The 21,761-nt window shown below is 48.6% G+C and carries 27 protein-coding genes; 15 read left to right on the forward strand and 12 right to left on the reverse strand.

The window, feature by feature from the left end; all coding sequences use genetic code 11:
• Nucleotides 1-5: 5 nt before the first annotated feature.
• Nucleotides 6-2,633 (forward strand): bifunctional uridylyltransferase/uridylyl-removing protein GlnD, encoded by a 2,628-nt coding sequence (gene glnD, locus AC5SV9_RS05525; protein ID WP_475147012.1) that lies wholly within the window; start codon nt 6-8, stop codon nt 2,631-2,633.
• Between the two features lie 6 nt (nt 2,634-2,639).
• Nucleotides 2,640-3,464: a 2,3,4,5-tetrahydropyridine-2,6-dicarboxylate N-succinyltransferase gene (dapD, locus tag AC5SV9_RS05530; RefSeq protein WP_475147014.1), complete on the forward strand. Its 825-nt coding sequence runs from the start codon at nt 2,640-2,642 to the stop codon at nt 3,462-3,464.
• 83 nt (nt 3,465-3,547) lie between these two features.
• Here the strand turns inward: dapD and AC5SV9_RS05535 are convergent, their stop codons facing one another.
• The gene (locus AC5SV9_RS05535; protein WP_134057141.1) at nt 3,548-3,742 is read right to left on the reverse strand and encodes a hypothetical protein; all 195 of its coding nucleotides are present in this window, start codon (nt 3,740-3,742) and stop codon (nt 3,548-3,550) included.
• A gap of 212 nt (nt 3,743-3,954) precedes the next feature.
• On the opposite strand from AC5SV9_RS05535, the gene cysZ reads away from it, so the two are divergent.
• A complete protein-coding gene (gene cysZ, locus AC5SV9_RS05540) occupies nt 3,955-4,716 on the forward strand; it encodes a sulfate transporter CysZ (RefSeq protein WP_475147016.1) in 762 nt (253 codons plus the stop codon).
• Here cysZ and AC5SV9_RS05545 read toward each other — a convergent pair.
• The 3 genes from AC5SV9_RS05545 to AC5SV9_RS05555 are packed head-to-tail and all read right to left on the reverse strand — an operon-like array spanning nt 4,713 to nt 6,273.
• Nucleotides 4,713-5,162 carry a flavodoxin gene (locus AC5SV9_RS05545; RefSeq protein ID WP_475147018.1) on the reverse strand — a complete coding sequence of 150 codons (450 nt, stop codon included), beginning with the start codon at nt 5,160-5,162 and terminating at the stop codon, nt 4,713-4,715. The two genes, cysZ and AC5SV9_RS05545, sit on opposite strands and share 4 nt — an antisense overlap.
• A complete protein-coding gene (gene truC / locus AC5SV9_RS05550; protein WP_475147021.1) occupies nt 5,159-5,956 on the reverse strand; it encodes a tRNA pseudouridine(65) synthase TruC in 798 nt (265 codons plus the stop codon). The genes AC5SV9_RS05545 and truC overlap by 4 nt, the downstream gene beginning before the upstream one ends.
• Complete coding sequence (locus tag AC5SV9_RS05555) at nt 5,953-6,273, reverse strand: YqcC family protein (RefSeq protein WP_475147022.1); 321 nt, start codon at nt 6,271-6,273, stop codon at nt 5,953-5,955. The genes truC and AC5SV9_RS05555 overlap by 4 nt, the downstream gene beginning before the upstream one ends.
• 110 nt (nt 6,274-6,383) lie before the next feature.
• Here AC5SV9_RS05555 and AC5SV9_RS05560 point away from each other — a divergent pair, with 110 nt between their 5' ends.
• Nucleotides 6,384-6,683: a DUF3301 domain-containing protein gene (locus AC5SV9_RS05560; RefSeq protein WP_475147024.1), complete on the forward strand. Its 300-nt coding sequence runs from the start codon at nt 6,384-6,386 to the stop codon at nt 6,681-6,683.
• Here AC5SV9_RS05560 and AC5SV9_RS05565 read toward each other — a convergent pair.
• A complete protein-coding gene (locus tag AC5SV9_RS05565; RefSeq protein ID WP_475147026.1) occupies nt 6,676-6,993 on the reverse strand; it encodes an Mpo1-like protein in 318 nt (105 codons plus the stop codon). The genes AC5SV9_RS05560 and AC5SV9_RS05565 overlap by 8 nt on opposite strands.
• 20 nt (nt 6,994-7,013) lie before the next feature.
• Entirely contained in the window at nt 7,014-7,664 is a 651-nt protein-coding gene (locus AC5SV9_RS05570) for a GNAT family N-acetyltransferase (protein ID WP_475147028.1), read from the reverse strand.
• Between the two features lie 136 nt (nt 7,665-7,800).
• Between AC5SV9_RS05570 and AC5SV9_RS05575 the strand changes: the two genes are divergently transcribed.
• Nucleotides 7,801-8,028: a DUF2789 domain-containing protein gene (locus tag AC5SV9_RS05575; RefSeq protein ID WP_226767617.1), complete on the forward strand. Its 228-nt coding sequence runs from the start codon at nt 7,801-7,803 to the stop codon at nt 8,026-8,028.
• Nucleotides 8,029-8,072: 44 nt separating this feature from the next.
• On the opposite strand, the gene AC5SV9_RS05580 is transcribed toward AC5SV9_RS05575, so the two are convergent.
• Complete coding sequence (locus AC5SV9_RS05580) at nt 8,073-8,435, reverse strand: DUF3192 domain-containing protein (RefSeq protein ID WP_134057161.1); 363 nt, start codon at nt 8,433-8,435, stop codon at nt 8,073-8,075.
• A 176-nt stretch (nt 8,436-8,611) separates the two neighbouring features.
• On the opposite strand from AC5SV9_RS05580, the gene AC5SV9_RS05585 reads away from it, so the two are divergent.
• Together AC5SV9_RS05585 and AC5SV9_RS05590 are read left to right on the forward strand one after the other, a co-directional pair.
• Complete coding sequence (locus AC5SV9_RS05585) at nt 8,612-8,899, forward strand: hypothetical protein (protein ID WP_475147030.1); 288 nt, start codon at nt 8,612-8,614, stop codon at nt 8,897-8,899.
• 4 nt (nt 8,900-8,903) lie between these two features.
• Complete coding sequence (locus AC5SV9_RS05590; protein WP_475147032.1) at nt 8,904-9,683, forward strand: Zn-ribbon-containing protein; 780 nt, start codon at nt 8,904-8,906, stop codon at nt 9,681-9,683.
• Here AC5SV9_RS05590 and syd read toward each other — a convergent pair.
• The gene (gene syd, locus AC5SV9_RS05595; RefSeq protein ID WP_475147034.1) at nt 9,668-10,219 is read right to left on the reverse strand and encodes a SecY-interacting protein; all 552 of its coding nucleotides are present in this window, start codon (nt 10,217-10,219) and stop codon (nt 9,668-9,670) included. The two genes, AC5SV9_RS05590 and syd, sit on opposite strands and share 16 nt — an antisense overlap.
• 58 nt (nt 10,220-10,277) lie before the next feature.
• Between syd and queF the strand changes: the two genes are divergently transcribed.
• The 8 genes from queF to AC5SV9_RS05635 all read left to right on the forward strand — a co-directional run bounded on the left by queF (nt 10,278) and on the right by AC5SV9_RS05635 (nt 18,600).
• A complete protein-coding gene (queF, locus tag AC5SV9_RS05600) occupies nt 10,278-11,135 on the forward strand; it encodes an NADPH-dependent 7-cyano-7-deazaguanine reductase QueF (RefSeq protein WP_475147036.1) in 858 nt (285 codons plus the stop codon).
• Between the two features lie 432 nt (nt 11,136-11,567).
• Nucleotides 11,568-13,124, forward strand: a complete 1,557-nt coding sequence (locus tag AC5SV9_RS05605) for a GGDEF domain-containing protein (RefSeq protein WP_475147039.1) — start codon at nt 11,568-11,570, stop codon at nt 13,122-13,124.
• A 29-nt stretch (nt 13,125-13,153) separates the two neighbouring features.
• Nucleotides 13,154-14,512, forward strand: coding sequence for a nucleotide 5'-monophosphate nucleosidase PpnN (gene ppnN, locus AC5SV9_RS05610; protein ID WP_475147041.1), 1,359 nt, complete (start codon nt 13,154-13,156; stop codon nt 14,510-14,512).
• Complete coding sequence (xni, locus tag AC5SV9_RS05615; RefSeq protein WP_475147044.1) at nt 14,513-15,322, forward strand: flap endonuclease Xni; 810 nt, start codon at nt 14,513-14,515, stop codon at nt 15,320-15,322. It abuts the gene before it with no gap.
• A gap of 2 nt (nt 15,323-15,324) precedes the next feature.
• Entirely contained in the window at nt 15,325-15,753 is a 429-nt protein-coding gene (locus AC5SV9_RS05620) for a DUF3192 domain-containing protein (protein WP_475147047.1), read from the forward strand.
• Nucleotides 15,737-17,098: a hypothetical protein gene (locus AC5SV9_RS05625; protein ID WP_475147049.1), complete on the forward strand. Its 1,362-nt coding sequence runs from the start codon at nt 15,737-15,739 to the stop codon at nt 17,096-17,098. The genes AC5SV9_RS05620 and AC5SV9_RS05625 overlap by 17 nt, the downstream gene beginning before the upstream one ends.
• A 202-nt stretch (nt 17,099-17,300) precedes the next feature.
• Nucleotides 17,301-18,308 carry an isocitrate dehydrogenase gene (locus AC5SV9_RS05630; protein ID WP_475147051.1) on the forward strand — a complete coding sequence of 336 codons (1,008 nt, stop codon included), beginning with the start codon at nt 17,301-17,303 and terminating at the stop codon, nt 18,306-18,308.
• Between the two features lie 67 nt (nt 18,309-18,375).
• Nucleotides 18,376-18,600 carry a VF530 family protein gene (locus AC5SV9_RS05635; protein WP_475147053.1) on the forward strand — a complete coding sequence of 75 codons (225 nt, stop codon included), beginning with the start codon at nt 18,376-18,378 and terminating at the stop codon, nt 18,598-18,600.
• 17 nt (nt 18,601-18,617) lie between these two features.
• Here the strand turns inward: AC5SV9_RS05635 and AC5SV9_RS05640 are convergent, their stop codons facing one another.
• The 4 genes from AC5SV9_RS05640 to AC5SV9_RS05655 are packed head-to-tail and all read right to left on the reverse strand — an operon-like array spanning nt 18,618 to nt 21,661.
• Nucleotides 18,618-19,184: a nucleoside deaminase gene (locus AC5SV9_RS05640; RefSeq protein WP_475147055.1), complete on the reverse strand. Its 567-nt coding sequence runs from the start codon at nt 19,182-19,184 to the stop codon at nt 18,618-18,620.
• A 47-nt stretch (nt 19,185-19,231) separates the two neighbouring features.
• Complete coding sequence (gene gpt / locus AC5SV9_RS05645) at nt 19,232-19,702, reverse strand: xanthine phosphoribosyltransferase (RefSeq protein WP_475147056.1); 471 nt, start codon at nt 19,700-19,702, stop codon at nt 19,232-19,234.
• 33 nt (nt 19,703-19,735) lie between these two features.
• A complete protein-coding gene (gene deoD, locus AC5SV9_RS05650; protein ID WP_475147059.1) occupies nt 19,736-20,437 on the reverse strand; it encodes a purine-nucleoside phosphorylase in 702 nt (233 codons plus the stop codon).
• 9 nt (nt 20,438-20,446) lie between these two features.
• Nucleotides 20,447-21,661: a phosphopentomutase gene (locus tag AC5SV9_RS05655; protein WP_475147061.1), complete on the reverse strand. Its 1,215-nt coding sequence runs from the start codon at nt 21,659-21,661 to the stop codon at nt 20,447-20,449.
• Nucleotides 21,662-21,761 lie beyond the last annotated feature (100 nt).

The raw sequence follows: 21,761 nt of genomic DNA on the forward strand, positions 1-21,761 counted from the left end.
GCAGTATGAGCCAGGCGGTAACCTATAGCAAAGCGCTTCCGGACAGTTACAGCCTGGACAGCTATAAAAAGCATTTTGCCGATTTCCAGGACTGGTTAGGTAAAAGTTTCTCTCAGCATCCGGTCAATGTACTGGTTAAAGCCAGAGCCCGCTTTATCGACGATGTACTGGTGCAGCTGTGGCATCAATTTGGCTTACACAAAAGTAAAGATTTAAGCCTGATTGCGGTTGGCGGTTACGGCCGCGGCGAACTGCACCCGTGCTCTGATATCGACTTACTGATCCTCTCTGAAGGAAAGCTATCGGCATCGCAGCGGGATGCTATAGGTCAGTTTATTACGCTGCTGTGGGACTTACGGCTTGAAGTGGGCCACAGCGTACGCACCGTCAAAGAGTCGGTCAAACTGGGCAAAGACGACATAACCATCGCCACTAATCTGTTGGAAATGCGCCTGCTCACCGGCAATAAGGCTTTGTTTGAGCAGTTGCAGCATGAAGTCAGTAAAGACGGCTTCTGGACCAGTCAGGCGTTTTTTCAGGCCAAACGCCATGAACAACAGCAGCGCCATGCCCAGTATCATGGTACAGCTTATAACCTGGAGCCAAATTTAAAAGCCAACCCTGGTGGCCTGCGTGATATTCAGACCATCGGCTGGGTAGCCAAACGTCACTTCCAAACCCGCACCATGCGCGAACTGGTGGCTTACCAGTACCTGACTGAGGATGAATATCAGGAACTGATGGAATGTGAAGCCTATCTTTGGCAGATGCGCTTTGCACTGCATATGGAAGCCGGTCGCAATGAAAACCGTATTCTGTTTGACTATCAACCCGCTGTAGCAGAGCGGCTGGGCTTTGGCGCCGATGGCAAAGCATCAGTAGAGCGGATGATGAAGCGCTTTTTCCGCACCGTACAACGTGTCAGCGAACTGAACGAAATGCTGCTACAACATTTCGACGGCAGCATTTTAAACCACAAAGAGAAAGTCAAAACGCTGATCCTGGATGACTATTTCGAGCTGCAGGGCCACTTAATTGTCGCGCGTGATAATGCCGTGTTTGCAAGGCGCGATAACCTGCTGCGGCTGTTCTGGCATATCGCCAACAACTCTAATATCACCGGTGTGCATTCCTCAACCATGCGTTTAATCCGCCAGGTACGGCGCCGTTTGATGGGTGATTTACAAGACTATGAGGCCTGCCGCCAGCTGTTCCTGGCCATTATCCGCCACCCTCGCGGTATGGACAAAGCCATTACACTGATGCACCGCTACGGTGTACTGGCCGCCTACCTGCCACAGTGGCGCAACATTGTTGGCCAGATGCAATTTGATTTATTTCATGCTTACACGGTAGATGAACACACTCACCGCTTGCTGAAAAATCTGTATAAGTACACGCTGAGTGAGCATGAAAGCGAGTTTCCGCTGTGCAGTGATATCGTCAAAAAAATGGAGAAACCTGAGCTATTGTATCTGGCCGGGATTTTTCATGATATTGCCAAAGGCCGTGGCGGCGACCACTCTGAGCTTGGCGCCATGGATGTACGCGAATTTGCCAAATTGCACAAACTCAGTGATTTTGACAGTAAGCTGATTGCCTGGCTGGTTGAACATCACCTGCTGATGTCGGTTACAGCACAAAGGCGCGATATTCACGACCCGGCCGTGGTCGCCGAGTTTGCCGAGAAAGTGCGCGACGAAACCCGGTTGAATTACCTGTACTGCTTAACACTGGCTGATATCCGCGCGACCAACGACAACCTATGGAACGACTGGAAAGGATCCTTGCTGCGTGAGCTGTTTCTTGCCACGCAAAAAGCGTTTCGCCGTGGTCTGGAAAAGCCGATGGACCTGCGCGATCTGATCCGTGAGAATCAGAATGAGGCCATGCCACTGCTGCTGAAGCAAACCTTTAGCGAAAGTGAAATCCTGCATTTATGGAGCCGGATTAAAGCGGACTACTTTGCCCGCTACAGTGCGCGGCAAATCGCCTGGCACTGCGAACATATACTACGGCATAAAAGCCCGGATGAACCTCTGGTATTGATAAGCAAGGCCCCCATCCGCGGCGGTACCCAGGTGTTTATTTATACTAAAGATCAGCCGAAATTATTCGCCCGGCTGGTGGCTGCACTGGACAGCAAAAAAGTGAACATTTTTGACGCCCAAATCATGACCAACAAAGATGGCTATGCGATGGATACCTTCGTCATTCTCGAACAAAACGGTGAAGCAGTAAACTCGCCGTCTCGCCAGCAAAGCATAAAACGGGCGCTGGAATTATTTATTGCCGGTAAACCGGATCTATCGCGGCAAAAAACCCGATTATCCCGCCAGATGCGGCAGTTTAATGTACCACCTAAAGTCGTTTTTCTGCCCGGTAATACCAGTAAGCGCACGATGATAGAGCTAGCCGCACTCGACACCCCAGGCTTACTGGCCAATATCGGTGAAGTATTTCAGCGCTGTGATGTTAACATTCATGCCGCCAAGATCACGACCATCGGTGAGCGTGCCGAAGACTTTTTTATGATTTCAAATAGCGACGATCAGGCCCTTACTAATGAGCAGCAAAGCGCATTGAAACGGGCACTTATCGAGCAACTATCTCAGCAAACAGAAGGCAATTAATACATTATGTCAGAGTTAAAAAGCATTATTGAGAGCGCATTTGAGCAACGCGCCGACATTACCCCAACTAGCGTTAGCAGCGAAATTAAGCAGGCCGTAGAAACGGCACTTAGCATGCTGGATAACGGCACAGCACGGGTAGCAGAGAAAATTGCCGGTGAATGGGTCGTGCATCAATGGTTAAAAAAGGCCGTACTGCTATCGTTCCGAATTAATGACAATCAGGTGATGGATGGTGCTGAAAACCGTTTCTTTGACAAAGTAGCAATGAAATACGCCAATTACAGCGACGCTCAGTTCCGTGCTGACGGTGTACGCGTGGTTCCTCCTGCAGCAGTACGCCGGGGCAGCTATATTGCTAAAAACGTTGTACTAATGCCGTCATACGTCAACATCGGAGCCTATGTTGGAGAAGGCACTATGGTCGATACCTGGGCGACAGTCGGCAGCTGCGCGCAAATTGGCAAGAATGTGCATTTATCCGGCGGCGTTGGAATTGGGGGGGTGCTCGAACCGTTGCAGGCTAACCCGACCATTATAGAAGACAACTGCTTTATCGGTGCCCGCTCTGAAGTCGTTGAAGGCGTTATCGTTGAAGAAGGCGCGGTGTTATCCATGGGCGTGTACATAAGCCAAAGCACCCGCATTTATGACCGTGAAACCGGTGAAATCAGCTATGGACGCGTGCCGGCAGGTGCCGTAGTGGTGCCGGGTTCTATTCCCGCCAAAGATGGTACTCACAGTTTATATGCCGCCATCATTGTGAAAAAAGTAGACGCGCAAACCCGCGCAAAGGTCGGCATCAATGCGCTGCTACGCAGCGTAGAGTAAAAATAAATTACACCACATCACTTAAATGCAAAACGGCAGCTTCGGCTGCCGTTTTTTATACGGTAGTCACGCTAACGGCTGACTTAGCCAATCACCATCAATACGCCATAACCAACCAAACCAACTAACGCAAACATGGAGTATTCAAGGCGCTTTTCGAAACGTTTTTCCGGGCCAACTTCAGCTGGCACTAACAGCGCAGAGACCAGACAGGTTAAGCCTGCCAGTAAAAACAGTGTCGTTAAGCCAAATACCAGCGCAGAACCTAACATTGCCATATCTCACCTTTATCTGAAGTTATTATTACCGCCGTATGCACTAGCACGGCCAAAAACGGACGCATTCTAGCACAAAAACCGCCATCATATGCCAGCACTGTGTTGCCGGTGTTATATTCTGTTACCAAAAAAGCCGCTCTGGTGGCACCGGCAACGGTTGGCACATCGTATACTGACCACTAAGTTGTAGCAGTTTTCTACCGGGGTAACTAATGTACTACTTTTTTCGTGGCTTAAGTTTGATCCACACCAAGGGTTTGAAACGTTTTGTGTTGGTACCCTTAAGTATCAACCTGGTGTTATTCTCTTTTGCATTTTATTTTTTACTGCAACAAGTTAATGCACTGGTTGCAGCGGTACAGCAATATCTGCCCTCGTGGCTGCACTGGCTTGAGTATTTACTGATCCCTCTGGGTGTGATGACGCTGGTTATAGGCCTGGCTTATAGCTTTACCATGGTAGCCAATTTTATTGCCGCCCCTTTTAACGGCCTGTTAAGTGAAAAGGTTGAGGCACATTTATCCGGCAACACACTGCCAGATACCGGTATCAGCAGTTTTATCAAAGACATGCCACGGATGCTGGGCCGTGAGTGGCAGAAGCTTTTGTACGCGCTGCCGCGTGCTATTATTCTTTTTATCCTGTTTCTGTTTTTGCCGGTGGTAGGCCCCATTTTATGGTTTTTGTTTACCAGCTGGCTGCTTGCTATTCAATACGTGGATTACCCTTACGACAACCATAAGATAGATTTTCGTACTATGCGCCAACAGCTGCGTAATCAGCCGGGTAACAGTTTTGCCTTCGGCGTTACTGTCAACATCGCCTGTATGATCCCGCTATTTAACCTGTTTGTAATGCCCATTGCGGTATGTGGCGCAACGGCGATGTGGGTTGACCGGTTAGCACTGCAGAATGACCCGGCACTTAAAGCACCGGGCGCCAGGGCTTACAATAAACTGGATAAATATTGCTAGCCCAGAGCAGTAAAATGCTGCTTCAGCCATGGCAAGGCTATTGTTTCAGGTTCCAGCGTTTCACCGGCGTCGATACGCAGCATCGGCGCCAGCTCGCTGCCCTGAATTTCCTGCAATAATGCCTGTAATTGCTCGCCTGCACCGCAAAACGTGTCGTAGCTGCTGTCACCTAATGCAATTACCGCAAATTGCTTGCCGGTTAGCAGTGGAAAGCGGTTTTGCACATCAAGATAGAACGGCAACAGGTTATCAGGAATATCGCCCTGCCCCGTTGTCGAGCTAATCACCAGCCAGATATCGGCATTAAAACTCAGTACATCATCAAGCTTCGCTTCATTAAACAGCATTGTCTGATAGCCCAGCTCTTTTAGCAGTGCCTGCGCCTGTTCGCCAACATACTCGGCGGCGCCATACACAGTACCTACAATTAGCGCGACTTTGGTCATGTTTTCTCCGTAAAAAGCGCAGCAAACTGCTGCTGATAATATGCCTGCTCTGTCGGCCAGCCAAAGTTGGCAAACAGCGGCTCAAGCCCGTTAAGACCCGCTGACAGACATAAAGGTTCGCCGGTTACCGGATGCGGCAATTGTAGCTGCTTTGCCACTAACATCAGGCGGCGACAATTAAAGTGTTGTTTAAACAGCGCATTATGCTTACCGTCGCCGTGGCTGGTATCACCAACAATCGGATGACGCAAATGAGCCAGATGCCGGCGCAGCTGATGTTTGCGCCCTGTCAGCGGTTGCAGCGCCACTAAAGAGTAACGCGCAGCAGGGTATTTACTGACCGGGATCGGCAGCTCAATCTGGTGCAATGGCTGATAACGGCTAACAGCTTGCTGAGGTGCTTTATCATCACGGCTAAACTTATCGGCAATTTTATCCAGTTCCTCTTTCAGCGGATAATCCAGCTCGCCTCCTTGCATTAAAAAGCCGCGCACCACCGCCAGATAATACTTACGCCAAAGCTGCTGTTCCTGCTGCTGACCGAGTAGCCGGGCAACATCGGCAGATAAGGCGAACAGCAATACACCAGAGGTCGGCCTGTCCAGCCGGTGTACCGGAAACACATGTTGGTTAATCTGATCACGTAGTGTCTGCATAACAAACACAGTTTCATGTTTATCTAAAAACGAGCGGTGCACTAACATGCCACTTGGTTTATCGACTGCAACCAGATACTCGTCCTGATACACAATATTAAGCGGTGCATTAAGCACAAAAGGCACAGCTGAACTCATGGCGTCCCCACTGCATAGGTGTCGATACGGGCAATAATCATGAGTAAGGCCGCTACCCTTTCACCGTGCTGTTTAAATGCTTCTTCTGCTATTGGCAGGATGCCAATTTTGCCGGGTAAACTTAATCTGGCATCAACTAATGCCTGCATTCTGGGCAGAAAAATAAACTGTAACCATTGTTCTAAAGGTAAGGTGTCAACGCAAAATGGCAGCGTACTGGCCAGCGCCTGAGTATCAGGCGGCGAAGTACTCCATAATTGCTGCTGTTTTAATTCTGCTTCAAGGGCATTTAGCAGCTGTTGTATTGTATCAGGCATAGCATCCTCTTTATCAAGCAGGCAGTTTACCATAAGCGAAGATCGCAGCCAGCCCTTGCAAAGCGCGTTGGCAGTCAGCATTATCTGCCGATAGCGATGAGGAGTATGATATGGGGCCGGTGTTACTGCTGCTGTTTATCAGCAGTATTTGTTATTTATTCTGGATGCAGCGCAAACAGGATGAACGCGCATTTGTTATTGCCCGACAATTGTGTCAGCAACAACAGTTGCAGCTGCTTGATTGCGGCCGTAGCGGCCACAGCGTAAGAAAAGTTGATGGCAGGTTACGCTTTATTACCGTCTATCAGGTTGATTTTAGCGGTGATGGCGAAAGCCGTTATCAGGCTGAATTGTTGCTCAGCGGCATGCGACTGGCAGCATTTAATCTGCCGGCATACCGTATTAATTAGCCGGCAGCTTATATTTGAGCTGGCCGGTCAGAAAGTCTTTTAACATGACCCAGTCTGCGGCCAGACTGTATAACGGGTGCTTAAAGGTTGCAGGCTTGTTATGTTCAAAGGCAAAATGCCCGACCCAGGCAAAACCGTAACCAATCAGCGGTAACAGCCATAACCAACGCCATTGCTGAGTCCATAAGGCATATAACAGCACTATAATCACCAGTGCACTGCCAATGTAATGCAATGCCCGGCACACCGGATGACGATGCTCACTTAAATAGTACGGGTAAAACTGGGCAAAACTGCTGAATTTACTCATAGGCTGGCGTTACCTGTTTGTTAGTTTTGGGGTTGCTGTCGCTGACGGAACATCAGCGTACCGCTTACCGTGTTAAACGCCAGCTCGGTGACGGCCTGATATCTGTCATCTGCGAAAAATGCTTTGTACTTCTCCAGTGTCACAAACACACCTATACCGGCTGATGATTCATCTTTATCAACAATAGAGTCAACAGCATGGATGAGGTAATGCCCCAGCCCCAGATGCTGCTGCTTGGGAGCAACAGCAATAAACGCCAGCATGTGGTAACGCTGTGCCGGCATAGCGGCATGAATTTTCTGCTCTTTCTCCAGCAACTGCTTTGTTGATACATAACCGGCTGTCAGCAACATTTTTAACCGCCAGTGCCATAACCTGCTGCTACCGATACCCGAATCTGGTTCAATGACGCAGGCAACGCCAAATAACTGCTCCGCCTGAAACAGCCCGACTATTGGCTGCTTTGCCTGCCAGAAGGTATTCAGTTCCTCACGTATTGCAGCCCTTAAACGCTGCTCGTAGTCAGCCTTATCAGCGCGGAAGATCTCCATAAACAACGGATCATCATAATAAGATTGATACAGTAAAGATGCTGCTAGTTTCAGTTCATCTGCACTCAGTAAAACGGCTTTTAACCGATCCAGCGCTATGGTATTCAATTCAGCTAACATACAGGCCCCGGTGATATTGTTGTTTTTTTATCCACAATAGCAGTAAGGTTTGTTGTTGCCAAGCAGGCAGTCGCAGCAAAACGAAGTTGGATTGACTAAGCTAAAGAACCCGTGACACACCTTAAAGGAGGAACACATGGACACCTCAGAACATTCATTAAGAACGCTTTTTGCGCAGCTCGGCCTGGAAAATAACGAGCAAGCGATGGCGCAGTTTATCCGCCAGCATAAATTGTCGCCCGGCACCGCTATCCAGGATGCGCCATTCTGGAACCAGGCCCAGGCCAGCTTCCTACGCGAGTCACTGAAACAAGATGCAGAATGGTGCGAAGTGATTGATGAGCTAAATACACTAATGCATTAAATAGCCATGCCTCAGCAGCATCGCCGCTGCTGAGGCATGCACGGTTACAGATACTGATAAGCTTTATCGCCCCAGCCCGTTAAGCGATTTTGTTTAAACACCAAGGGTGTACATTCATCTTTTGTCGTTTTGCCGTCGCTTTTCTGATGATGGGTACGGTAAAACAGTACCTGCACTGTTTCACCATCTTTATTAAATGATTCAGTAAAGTCCGGCGTGCCAAGCAAGGTGCGGATATCTTCAGCACTCATCTGCAATGTCAGCTTATTGATTTGTTCCTGATTATAGCGCTGCGTTTTCTTCCAGCTGCTATCATCACGTTCGAAGTCGTGGTCGCCACCTACTGCTACTACACATCCTGATAAGGTTACTGCCAGAGCCGCCGTAACAAATACTTTTGCTAACATAATGATCTTCCTGTGTTGTTATGATTAAAGGGCCATCAACTTGACCGCAGCCAACAACAGCAAAGACTATGCCACCGATAAAAACCTTTGAAAACAATTAATTAAAAAACAGCAGCTATCGCCATGCTGAAAACAGTGGTAAATTCCACTAATAGTTAGTCAAACAGGCAAATAACATGACCGACGCGGTACAGTTACTGCAACAGGTTGCAGCAAAGTTGCAGCAAGAAGGCAAAACACCTAGCCTGGCATTGTTCCGGGCCCGCCTGGCCGGGAGGCTGGCACCGCAGCAACTATTTGCGGCATACCAGCATTGGCGTAATAACCCGGTATATGCTGACGATGCGTCTGATCTGCCTGAGCAGACAGATATGCAGCAGAATGAACCCCACGCTGAGGACATCACTGCCCGGCTACAACGTATCGAGGCTAAACTGGACCTCTTGCTCAGCAAGCTGGAGTAACAACATGTATCTTGCTGAATTAAGCTTTAAAATCATTGCCGACACCAACTTTGACCAGGCAGAAGCAGCCATCCGGCGTTATATCGAAGCGCTGATTTTTAATGGTCAGGTATTGGGACGTGAATTCCCCACGGCCTGGCAGCAAGACAGATTCAACAGCAGGGTCGTATTGCCAGCAGAAGATGCACTGCAGCAGCCGTATCACAGCCAGCGCGGCAATACAGCGCTTGACCAACTGGCCAGTGCGGGACTGGCTTACCCACAATGGCAAATACTGGGTATGGACTTGATGTCATCTCATACCGATCCCTGCCTGAACAGTGATTACTATATTTTGTACAGTCGCTTTAACGAAACCTGCTCACCGCTGCGCTGTGGTGAACACTTTGCTCCGGTCCCCTTATACAAATTGTCTGCGCTTACCGATGATCATGAGCAATTAATCCGCTGGCAACTGCAGTATCAGGCGCTGGATGAGATTCAGATGCAGCAAAATCGGGTATTGCATAAAAGCGCAGAACGTAGCCTGCAGCAGCTTAACAGTAAACTGAATCAGCAAGGGCGCGCTCTGGCCCGTCGTATTGAACGTATCAGTCTCACGCCGGTGTTTTATGCTTTGTACAGCGGCAGCAGCGATAACTGTGCAACCGAAGCCGGTAAAAGCTGCCCCGGCTGTAGCGGTGACTGGCGCTTAAGCCAACCTTTGCATGGTATATTTGATTTTAAATGCGTTAGCTGCCGTTTAATCAGCAATATAGCCTGGGATTGTCAAAGCCCGTCGTAACTGCATGGTTGCAGTGCGGCAATAAAATCGGCCAGATTATCAGAGAGCTTTTCTGTAACTTCCTGACCAACATGTTCAAGATACACCTCGCCCGTGCTGTTTAATACCGACAGCAGAATATCGTCATCTTCTGTTGTGGCAAAAAACACGGTTTCCCGCTGTTTCAGACGCCGCTTCATAATGACATGGCCGATGATATTTTCCTGTAACCGCTTTACATCGTCTTCGTTCCACACCATCAGCAGCATCAACTTACCGCGCTGATGCAAGGCAGATAAACCTGCGCCATAGTAAAGCTGGTAGAAACGCTTGATGTCCTGATGCAGCGTTAACTCAAGTGCCTGTTCTACATTGCGATAATCAGCCGGTTGCTGTTGCAGAACAGGTTGCCACTGCACGGAATTATTTTGTATCGCACCGAGCTGACAAGGAGACGGGCTGTCCGGATCGCACCAGGTCAGTAAAGATTGTTGATTCTGCTTGTACCAAGTCACGGCTTGCTGCACAAAATGGGTGTAATTGCTCTCTAGCGCCACGCGATCTTCCATCAGACTTTATGATAAACTTGCGCCATTGTAACGCCAAAGCAAAGCGATGACATCAACAGACATGACAAGCCTTAACTCAGATTTACTTGCCGGGCTCAGCCTGGGTAAAGCCACCGCCTACGCCGATAAATATGATGCCAGTTTATTGCAAGCTGTGCCGCGCAGCCTCGGACGGGACGATATTGGCCTGGACGCCACTGCTTTACCTTTTGTTGGCCAGGATATCTGGCACGGTTATGAACTGTCATGGCTAAACGCTAAAGGCAAACCTATGGTGGCGCTTGCGACTTTTGTCGTGCCGTTTGATTCGGCCAATCTTATCGAATCCAAATCTTTTAAACTGTATCTGAACAGTTTTAATCAAAGCCGGTTTACCGATTTGGGCCAGGTTTACAAGCATCTGCAGCAAGATTTATCTGCCTGTGCCGGTAAGCCGGTTAAAGTCAGCCTGCACAACGTTAATGAAATTACCACGTTTCAGCCGACCTGGATCCCAGGCCGCTGTATTGATGATTTAGACATTGAAATTAACCAGTACCAGTACGATGCCAGCCTGCTACAACTGCAACCTGATGCAGATATCACTGAAGAGCGCTTACACTCACATTTATTAAAATCTAACTGCCTTATCACCTCACAGCCTGATTGGGCCAGTGTGTATATCCACTACCGGGGCAAAGCACTGGATCATGAGGCACTACTACGCTATCTAATCAGCTTTCGCAGCCACAATGAGTTTCACGAACAGTGCGTTGAGCGTATTTTTACTGACATCTGGCTACGCTGCCAGCCGTCTTTTTTAGCCGTTTACGCCCGGTACACACGTCGTGGCGGGCTGGATATAAACCCATGGCGTGCCAGTGAACCTTGTAAACCTCCGGCTATCCGCCTCAGCAGACAGTAAAATGTAATATTACACCTCAGCTTTCACAAAAAAGCACAACCAGAGGCATAAATCAGCTTAAACAAGGTAAAAACGTGATTAAACCGGGTACTTTCAGAAGAAAAACTGAAAACACATAAGAAACATTACAAACCAACTTTCAATATGGCGACATTTCTGGTTAAATGTGCAGCGTCTGAGGGAAAATCAGACGTGAGTTCCAACAAGGAATGCTGATTATGTTTAACCTGACCTCTACTGAAGAACAATCATGGTTACCTTACTATCTGTGTAAGAAGTAAACCTGAATAAAAACATTCCCTACTATGACGGGCCTTTTGGCCCGTTTTTTTTGTGCAAAAGTCTTATTTGAGTACAAACAGTGATCGCTTTTGCAGCGATAGTCGATATACTTAAGATTAAACATGTATTTAACGAAATGGTTGATGGTTGATGCCCTTGCAGGACGACACTAAACAACAACTAACTGATGCCCTCAAAGCCCGTAAAGCGCTGGAAGATACTTATGAAGCGCAATTTAAAATACTGGCTTTATTTGTTTCCAGATTGTCTCTGGCATGCAAAGGCGTAGACGTTGACCTGGATAACCGGCTGGCGAAATTACGCACTGAATTAAACCGCGGTACTGATCTGGAAAAATTGCTGCCTTTTATTGAAGGCACCAGCGAAAACCTGAAACAGTTAGAAGCAAAACACCAGCTTGACGTACAAAAAGTGCAGCGCGGCCTGACAGAAGCAGGCAAACTTCTGCAAAAACAGAAAGGTTTACCAGACCAGCTAAGGCGAGACTTAAGAGAACTGCTGGGCAAAGTTGAAAGCCCCTCAGCGACCGTACATGCATTTTTACCCCACCTGAATGACTTAACCAGGCTATACCAACACGCACTGGAAGCGAAGCAACAATTAACCAGCGACTGTGCAGATGATGACCGCTACAGCCATATTTGCCGCCAGATTAGTGTCGAGCTGACAAACCTGCTCAGCGAGCTGGCCTTTGCCGAAGATAGCGCAGCAGAGATGGATAAGATCCGCCATAGTTTGCTGGAAAAACTACCTATCGACGCCCTGCTCGAAGCTTGCCTTAAAACGATCGGCATTATTATCAACAGCATCAACCGGGAACGGCAATCAGCAGAACATTTTCTGTTGAAGTTAAATGATGCGTTGTCCAGCGTACAACAAACCGTTGTTTCATCACTAAGCACTTCTTCTGCGCTAAAAGAGCGCATGCAGGTACTGAATCAGCAAATTGAACAGCAGATTGTTCACCTGGGCGCCGCCAGCGAGAAAGCCACATCACTTGAACAGTTAAAAACGCTGGTGAGTGACAAGCTGTCTGCAATTACCAGCTCGCTGCGTGAAAAAGATCAATTGGAGCAGCAAGAACGGCATAACCTGCAGCTGACACTTGGTGACATGGAGCAGCGGTTACATGAACTGGAAAGCGAAGCGTTAACCTTTAAAAAACGTATTTCAGATCAGAGCTTTCGCAGCTTACAAGACGCCCTTACCGAGATCCCGAACCGTGCTGCATTTGATGAACGTTACCAGTTGGAGATTAAACGCTGGCAGCGTTATAAGAAGCCACTTTGCGTGGTATTGGCAGACGTTGACCATTTTAAAAGCATCAATGACAACTACGGCCACAGTGCTGGCGATAAAACACTCAAAGTTATAGCCAAGACGCTAAAATTAAACCTGCGTGAGACCGATTTCATCGCCCGTTACGGTGGCGAGGAATTTATTATTCTGTTTCCTGAAACATCGCTGGCAGAGCTTGAGGTACCGTTGAATGCTTTGAGAGAGAAAATCAGGAAAATCCCGTTTAAATTCAAAAATGTCAGTGTTCCTATCACGATTTCATTCGGCGCAACACAATTTGGTATAAAAGATACCAGCCGCAGTGCGTTTGACCGTGCAGACGAAGCCTTGTATGAAGCCAAGAGATCGGGCCGGGACAAAGTCATTTTAAAACCCGCCAGCGAGTAGCGGATTTTATCACTATTTAAGGAGCACATATGCATGTGCAGCTAAACCCGTTAGGGTCTATGGATCTGTTATCACAATTAGAAGTAGACCATTTAAAGCAAAACACCCAGCAAGAGGCCTTCCGCCTGTTTCGTAACTGCTGCCTTGCTGTATTAAACGTAGGCAGCCACACAGACAGTTCTGCAGAAATATATGAGCAATACAAAGACTTTTCAGTCAACCTGATTAGCCGTGAGCGCGGTATTAAAATTGAATTGTTCAACCCGCCACAAAGTGCTTTTGTTGATGGCCAGATAATAAAAGGCATACATGAGCATTTGTTTGCAGTGTTAAGAGATATTTTGTTTTACCACAGCCGCCTGCAAAGCAATAAAAGCTGGCTCGATTTAAGCCTCGGCCCACACATTACCCATACAGTATTTGATATTTTGCGTAACGCCCGGGTTATTGATGCCAGTAACGAACCCAATATGATTGTTTGCTGGGGTGGCCACTCGATTAATGAAACCGAATACAAATATACCAAAGAAGTAGGTTATGAGCTTGGCCTGCGCGGCATGGATATTTGTACCGGCTGCGGCCCGGGAGCCATGAAAGGGCCAATGAAAGGCGCCACCATAGGTCATAATAAACAGCGCCGCAGCAGTGGCCGGTATCTGGGGCTGACCGAGCCGGGAATTATTGCAGCAGAGCCACCAAACCCTATCGTCAATGAGCTGGTAATACTGCCTGATATCGAAAAACGGCTGGAGGCCTTTGTCCGGGTGGCACACGGTATAATCGTTTTTCCAGGCGGTGCCGGTACCGCAGAAGAATTGTTATATCTGCTTGGTATCATGCTGCATCAGGATAACAGACAGCAAACATTGCCGGTTATTTTAACCGGACCGAAACAGAGTGAGGCTTATTTCCGTGAAATTGCCAGCTTTATTGAGAATACGCTCGGCAAAGAAGCACTGGACTTGTTCGACATTATTATTGATGACGCCCCCGCTGTGGCGCGTAAGCTCAAACTTGGCGCGGCAGAAGTCAGGCATTACCGTAAATCGGTAGGAGATGCTTACCACTTTAACTGGACCCTGCAAATTGAACCCGGGTTCCAGCAGCCTTTTATCCCGAATCATCAGAACATGGCCGCACTGGACTTGCACCCGGAACAAGACAAAGCAACACTGGCGGCTAACCTGCGCCGTGCCTTTTCCGGTATTGTTGCCGGTAACGTAAAAGACGAAGGCATTAAAGCGATACGCCAACATGGTCCATTCCAGATAAGCGGTGAACCCAAACTGATGCAAATGATGGACACGCTGTTACAGGCTTTTGTTGATCAGGGCAGGATGAAATTGCCTGGCAGTAAGTATATTCCGTGTTATCGGGTTGTGCGCTAGATGGCTCATTTACTGCTTATTGATGCTTTGAACCTGATACGGCGTTTATATGCCGTGCAGGAGCGGCCTTACCTGCCGTTGCCGGATGACGTGGCCGAGAGCACAAAAGCACAGATAGTCCGCAATACAGAAAATATGCTGCGTCAGGCGCTGACCAGACTGCAGCAGGAATTATCCCCAAGCCATGCGCTGCTGGTATTTGATGGCCGTGACAGTATGTGGCGAAAAGCCCTGTATCAGGACTATAAAGCTAATCGTAAACCCATGCCGGCGATATTGGCTGGTGCGCTGGAAAACCTGCAACAGGTTGCAAAAAAAATCGGCATAAACAGTGTTCAGCAAGCCGAGTATGAAGCCGACGACATTATTGCCTCTGTTGCAGTAAAAATGGCGCAACATGAGCAACAAGTGACGATTGTTTCAACCGATAAAGGCTTTTTACCGCTGCTCGAGCAGAATATTCAGATTTATGATGCTTTTGCCCGTCAATTTCAAAATAAAACAGATGTGCAGCAAAAATTCGGCGTTAGCACTACCCAATTGGTAAGGTACTGGAGTCTGGTGGGTGACAGCACCAACAATATTCCCGGCGTAAACGGCATTGGCCCAAAAGGCGCACACGATTTACTGGCATTGGGAGCTACGCTGACTGATGCGCTGGAGCATCCGGATTGTCACAAAAAACTGCGCGAAAAAATTTTGCAGCATAAAGAGCAAATTAAAATTTTTATGCAAATTCTGACATTAAAGACGGATGTTCAGCTGGGGCTAAACCTGCAGGAAATGCGTATTGTCCCGCAGGAAGAATGAATATGCAGGCAAACATTCAGCGTCTTACCTCACACTTTCGTATCAGCAAACTCAGTGGCTTTATTTTAGGCGTGCTGATTTATGTGCTGCTGACTCTGGCGGTACTGTTCTGGTATCAGGATGATGTAGAGCAAATGACCTGGGCTGACCGCGAAGTGTTTAATCATAAAATCATCAGTCAATATACGCTGAGCAGCGGTATTAATCAGCAGCAGGTACTGGATCGGCTGGGCTCGCCAGATATCACGGTAGCGAAACAGCAAGGCAATACGTTATATCAGGTATTATATTACCGTACACACCGCGACACCCCCGATGGCATTACCACTACAGCAGAGTGCACTGCGCTGCTGTTTAAAAACAGACAGTTAATTGCAATAGGCGAGTCAGCAGTATTGCAGTATCAGGCTGTGCGTGGCAGTGCAGACTAAAGTTAACACATTCAAACAATACCAGGCGCTGGTATTACAAAGTTCCCGCTATCTGAGTACCCGCTCAGAACCCGATACCGCCTTGAAATTGAGCACGCAGCTAACGGCGATACGTTTGTCACTAACTGAAAACTGTGCGCTGTTACTGCAAACTGAAACCGACATGCCTGCCGCAGTGCAGCGCATCGAAATCATATTATTGCTATGCAGGCATTATCAACTGCCGGAAAAGGCTCAGCAGCTTGCCGTGCGGGCCGGGTTTTGCAGCGTATTGTGCCAGGCCATGCCTGAGCAGGCACAAAGCGCCAGATGGCAGGCTTACCCTGCCCTTTTATCCGCGCACATACTAAAACAAAGCCATCAAAGCAGTAGTCTGCGGTTAATACTGGCCGGATGTTACCCGACTGAGCGCAAGGTTGCTTACTGGCTGCAAAATCCTCTTAGCTTGATCCTGACGCAGGCAGAGTATCTGAGCAGCCAACCGCTACCTCTATCGCAGCAGATAGGCCTGCGCATCGCGTTGACAAAAAGCGACTATGAAATTGCTCTGCTCAGACAGCTACTACAGCGCCTGGGCCAGCCGGACAATTCAGACCTTGCGCCAAGCACTGAAAATTTCTGCGCTGCTTCCCGCTTCGCAGAGTTATACGACGCTGAAACAAAGCAACTGGAACAGTATCTGCAACAACAGCCAGAGCTGGCAGCTCCGGTTCTGGCCAGAGCCAGTCAATTAAACCGGCAACAGCAACAGATAAACAATTTGCATCTGGCGCTGAACTTGCTTGGCAGGCAGCAGATCCCCTTTATTCTGGCTGAAGCCGAGTTACATTATCAACTCACCAGGCTGAAAAACCCATCACATGCATTATGGCACCAGTTCAGTATATTACTGGCACATGCTCTTCGCCTGCTCTGTATAGAGCAGCACTCAGACGCGTATTGGCAGGCGTTATCACTTTGCCTGTGCGCGCCGCTCTGGTTTAGTAGCAATGGCTACACCAGCCTGATGCTGGGAACGCAGCGGCGCGGCAATACAGAAGATTTTACTGACAGCCTTTATCGCCAGCAAAACTGTCACGCCCAGGTGTCAGATTTACTGTGCCATTATCAACTTACAGCATGGCAACAGCCGGTAACGCAATGGCTGCATGGCGTGGCTCCCCAAGCTGACCAAAAAGCACAGGCGCTATCATATGCCTGGCACAGCTGCAAAGTATTGCTACTTGCTGATGACAGTGAGCCGCTGAAACAGCCACTTCTGCCGGCAGTAGAAGATAAACAGCATTGGCTGACGCAACTGGCTGCCAGCTGCAACTGTCACTGCCCACTGACCTTGTCGTTGTAGTTTTATTACAACATTCATTTACGTTATACAGGGTATAACTGAGATTTCTGCGCCTGCTTCGTAGCAAACTGGCGTAATGTGCCGAAAAATGCTATATTCTGCGCCGTTTTCAGGCCCGCCAGAGGCCGTTTTCAAACAAGTACGTCTGATTAAGTACGTCGAATAACTACGACCCGAATAATTACGACAGCTAAGGATCCCCATGAGCAAACAAACTATTACTGTCATTAAAGGCGATGGCATTGGCCCGAGCATTGTTGAAGCTGCTATTCAGGTATTGGATAAAGTTGGCTGTGATTTTGACTATGAATATGTAGACGCCGGTTTAACCGCACTGGAAAAAACCGGTGAGCTTTTACCACAAGCCACACTGGATGCAATTGCCCGCAACAAGATCACGCTAAAAGGTCCGTTAACCACGCCTGTTGGTGAAGGTTTCACGTCAATTAACGTAACCTTACGTAAGAAATTCAACCTGTATTCTAACGTGCGCCCGGTGATCTCATTCAAAGGCACCAAAGCCCGTTATGAAAATATTGACATCATTACCATCCGCGAAAATACCGAAGGTATGTACTCAGGACATGGCCAGGTCGTGTCTGCCGATGGTTTAGTTGCAGAAGCCACCAGCATCGTTACCCGAGAAGGTGCAGAACGTATTGCGGTATTTGCTTTTGAAACAGCCCGGCGCGAAAAACGCAAAAAAGTTACCATCGTGCATAAAGCCAATATTCTGAAATCAACCTCTGGTTTATTTCTGAAAACCGCGCGCGAAGTTGCTACCCGTTACCCGGATATTGAAGCGCAGGAAATGATTGTTGATAACGCCTGTATGCAACTGGTGATGAACCCGCAGCAGTTTGACGTTATCGTGACCACTAACCTGTTTGGCGACATATTATCAGATTTATGTGCTGGTTTAGTCGGTGGCCTGGGTATGGCCCCCGGCGCAAACATTGGTGCTGACTGCGCGATTTTTGAAGCTGTACATGGCAGTGCACCGGATATCGCAGGTAAAAACCTGGCTAACCCAAGCTCTGTTATTCTGGCATCTATCCAAATGCTGGAGTATCTGGGTATGCAGGACAAAGCAGAGAAAATCCGCTCAGCACTGGCTGATGTGATTGCTACCGGCGACCGCACAACCCGCGATTTAGGTGGCAGCTTCGGTACAACCGACTTCACTGCCGCAGTATTAGAGCGCCTGTAAGCAAAAATTTTGCTAGCATAGCCACCTTCGGGTGGCTATTTTTTTATGCTGAGTTAAGGATTCCGATATGACGCAAGCCAATAATCCGCTGCATGGTTTTACGCTGGAGCAAATTGTCACGGCACTGGTAGACCACTTTGGCTGGCCTGGGCTGGCAAAACAGATTGATATCAACTGCTTTAAACAGGATCCTTCGGTAAAAAGCAGTTTAAAGTTTTTGCGTAAAACGCCCTGGGCACGGCAAAAAGTTGAAGACCTGTTTGTCGCCCAAAAGCTGTATCAGCAGCGTTGATACAGCCTGCCCGGGCTTCAGCCGTTGTATATGGTGCCACCACCGCCAAGATAGTGCTGCAGTACATCGTTCGCTGCATCGCGCTGCACTAAGCGCACAACCTCGACCCCGGCTTGCTGCAAATAGGCATAGCTGCTGTCAAATACCGGGCCTTCATCAAACCCTATTGCCCGGGCATCTTCTGCCGTGGCGGCACATACCAGGCGTTTTACCCCACTCCACAGCGTGCCGCCCAGACACATAGCGCAGGGTTCACAAGAGGTGAACAACTCACGCTTCACCCCATCGGCTGACAAACTAAAACTTTGCACTTTATGCTCTGCCAGCATGATGGCCATCATTTCACCATGGGCAGTAGAGTTATGCAGTGGCATCACGCGGTTTACGCCAACACTGACCAGCTTACCGCTATTCATGTCAAAAATGGCACTGCCAAAAGGGCCGCCGGTTGCGCGTAGTACATTCTGGCGGGATAACTCTACGGCCACGGCCATCTTCTCATCGTCACTGTTGTAGACCTTGCTCCAGTCAACAACTTCGTCTACCCAGCCAGGTAAATCCAGCATAACCTGATGCTTGTTCATTTATGTTCCTCAAAAAAAAGCCCGCAACAGCGGGCCTGATTAGTCTGTTACTTGTCGGCCAGCGGTTTACTGTATGCCAGTTCCATATCCCATGGCAGTTGGATCCAGGTATCCTGTTCAATATCGGTAATATAATGATCAACCAGCGGTTTACCCTGAGGTTTGGCATACACCGTCACAAAACAGGCTTTAGGAAAATGCTCTCTCAGCGCTTTGGCAGTTTCACCGGTATCGACCAGATCATCAACAATCAGCAGTTTCTTATCATCCTGCAGGCTGGCATCTTTAAGAATACGCAGACTGCCCTGCTTATCATGTTCGTAGCTGGCGACACAGATACTGTCAACCACACGAATGTTCAGCTCACGCGCTAAAATTGCAGCAGGTACCAAACCACCGCGGCTTACCGCCACTATCGCGTTGTATTCTTTACCCAGCAGCTGATGCGCCAGCTCTTTAGTTGCCCGATGGAAAGCTTCCCACGACACATAAAACATTTTATTGGTTGATAGCGACATAATGTCTGTCCTGCAAAATCGGTTAATCGGAAATTATAAACAACCCAATGCCACTTCGACCATTTCGTTAAAACTGGTCTGGCGCAGTTCAGCACTTAATGCCTCGCCGGTGCGGATATGATCACTAACGGTAAAGATCGCCAGCGCATTGATACCATACTCGGCGGCAACACCATACAAGCCAGCAGCTTCCATCTCTACTGCAAGTACGCCATATTTCTCCAGTGTATCAAACAAGGTTTCACTCGGGTTGTAGAACAGATCAGAGGTAAACACATTACCCACTTTGACATTAATATCTTTAGCGCGCGCGGCAGCAACGGCTTTCTCCAGCAAATCAAAGCTGGCAATTGCAGCAAAGTCCATACCGGCTAGCCGGTTACGGTTTACACCTGAATCCGTGCTGGCACCCATACCGATGACCACATCTCGCACTTTTACAGATAAAGGTAAACCACCACAGGAACCGATACGGATGATGTTTTTCACGCCATAAAACTTTACCAGTTCAGTGGCATAGATAGACATAGACGGTACGCCCATCCCTGAACCCAGCACACTGACAGGTTTACCGTTATAGGTACCGGTATAACCAAACATATTCCGTACGGTATTAACACACACCGCATCCGTTAAAAAGGTTTCAGCAATATGCTTGGCACGTAACGGGTCGCCAGGCATTAATACAGTTTCAGCAAAAGCGCCCTCTGGCGCATTAATGTGCGGAGTAGCCATAGAGGTCTCTTAGTTAATTTTATTTTTAAACGAATCGCCGTACGCCATAGCGTCCAGCCCAAAATAATCGGCCAGCGTCTGGCCTATATCGGCAAAGCTCTGACGCTCACCTAAATCGGTTGCCTGCATGCCGGGTTTATACACCAGCACCGGAATATATTCACGCGTATGCTCAGTGCCCTGCCAGGTAGGGTCGCAGCCATGATCAGCAGTCAGCAATAACATAGTGTCAGCATCACAGGCCGCCATCAGCTCAGGCAGGCGCCGGTCAAAATATTCCAGCGCTTCACCATAGCCGATTGGGTCGCGCCGATGGCCAAAGTTCTGGTCAAAATCAACCAGATTGGTAAAAACGATACTGTTATCACCCTGCTTTTGCATCTGCGCCAGCGTCGTGTCAACTAAGGCTTCCAGACCCGTCGCTTTTAGGCTCTGGCTGATGCCCTGATGAGCATAAATATCAGCAATTTTACCGATACTAATAACCTCGCCACCGGCCGAGGTCAGCTTATCCAAAACTGTCGGTGCCGGCGGCAATACGGAATAATCGCGCCGGTTACCGGTACGGGCATAGTTTGCCGGGCTATCCCCGGTAAAAGGGCGCGCTATCACCCGGCCAATGTTGTACTTATCCAGCAGTTCGCGCGCAACCAGACAAAAGTCCAGTAGCTTTTGTAAACCAAAGTGCTCTTCATGTGCCGCGACCTGAAATACGCTGTCTGCCGAGGTATAACAAATTGGCATACCGGTGCGCACATGCTCATCCCCCAGCTTTACCAGAATATCGGTACCTGACGCGTGGCAATTGCCCAGAATTCCCGGCACACCGGTGCGCTGACAAAGCTCGCTTATCAGCTCTGTTGGAAAACTATTGGTTTTGTCAGAAAAATATCCCCAATCAAATAACACAGGCACACCTGCAATTTCCCAGTGCCCGCTTGGTGTGTCTTTACCGCTGCTGAGCTCTTTGGCGTAACCGTAAGCACCTAAAATCTTTTGCGCGTCTGCAATGTCGGCTTGCTTACCGCCTGAGGCAGCTTGAGCTGCTTTTACCAACCCAAGGCCCGCTAGGTTAGGCAACGCCAGTTGACGGCCTTTTTGCTGCTGGAACACCCGGGCAATGCTGGCAAAGGTATTGGCGCCAGTGTCGCCAAACTTGTCTGCATCCGGCGCATAGCCGATACCAAAACTGTCTAATACCAGGATCACTGCTTTTCTCGCCATTACCCTGCTCCTGTGTTGATCTGTGATTTTTACTCATGTGTCGCTGTTACGTCTGACCACATTGAACCATCAAGTGTTCAGCGACTCACTGCGCATCACA

Source organism: Rheinheimera sp. ATLC3 (genome assembly GCF_059429535.1).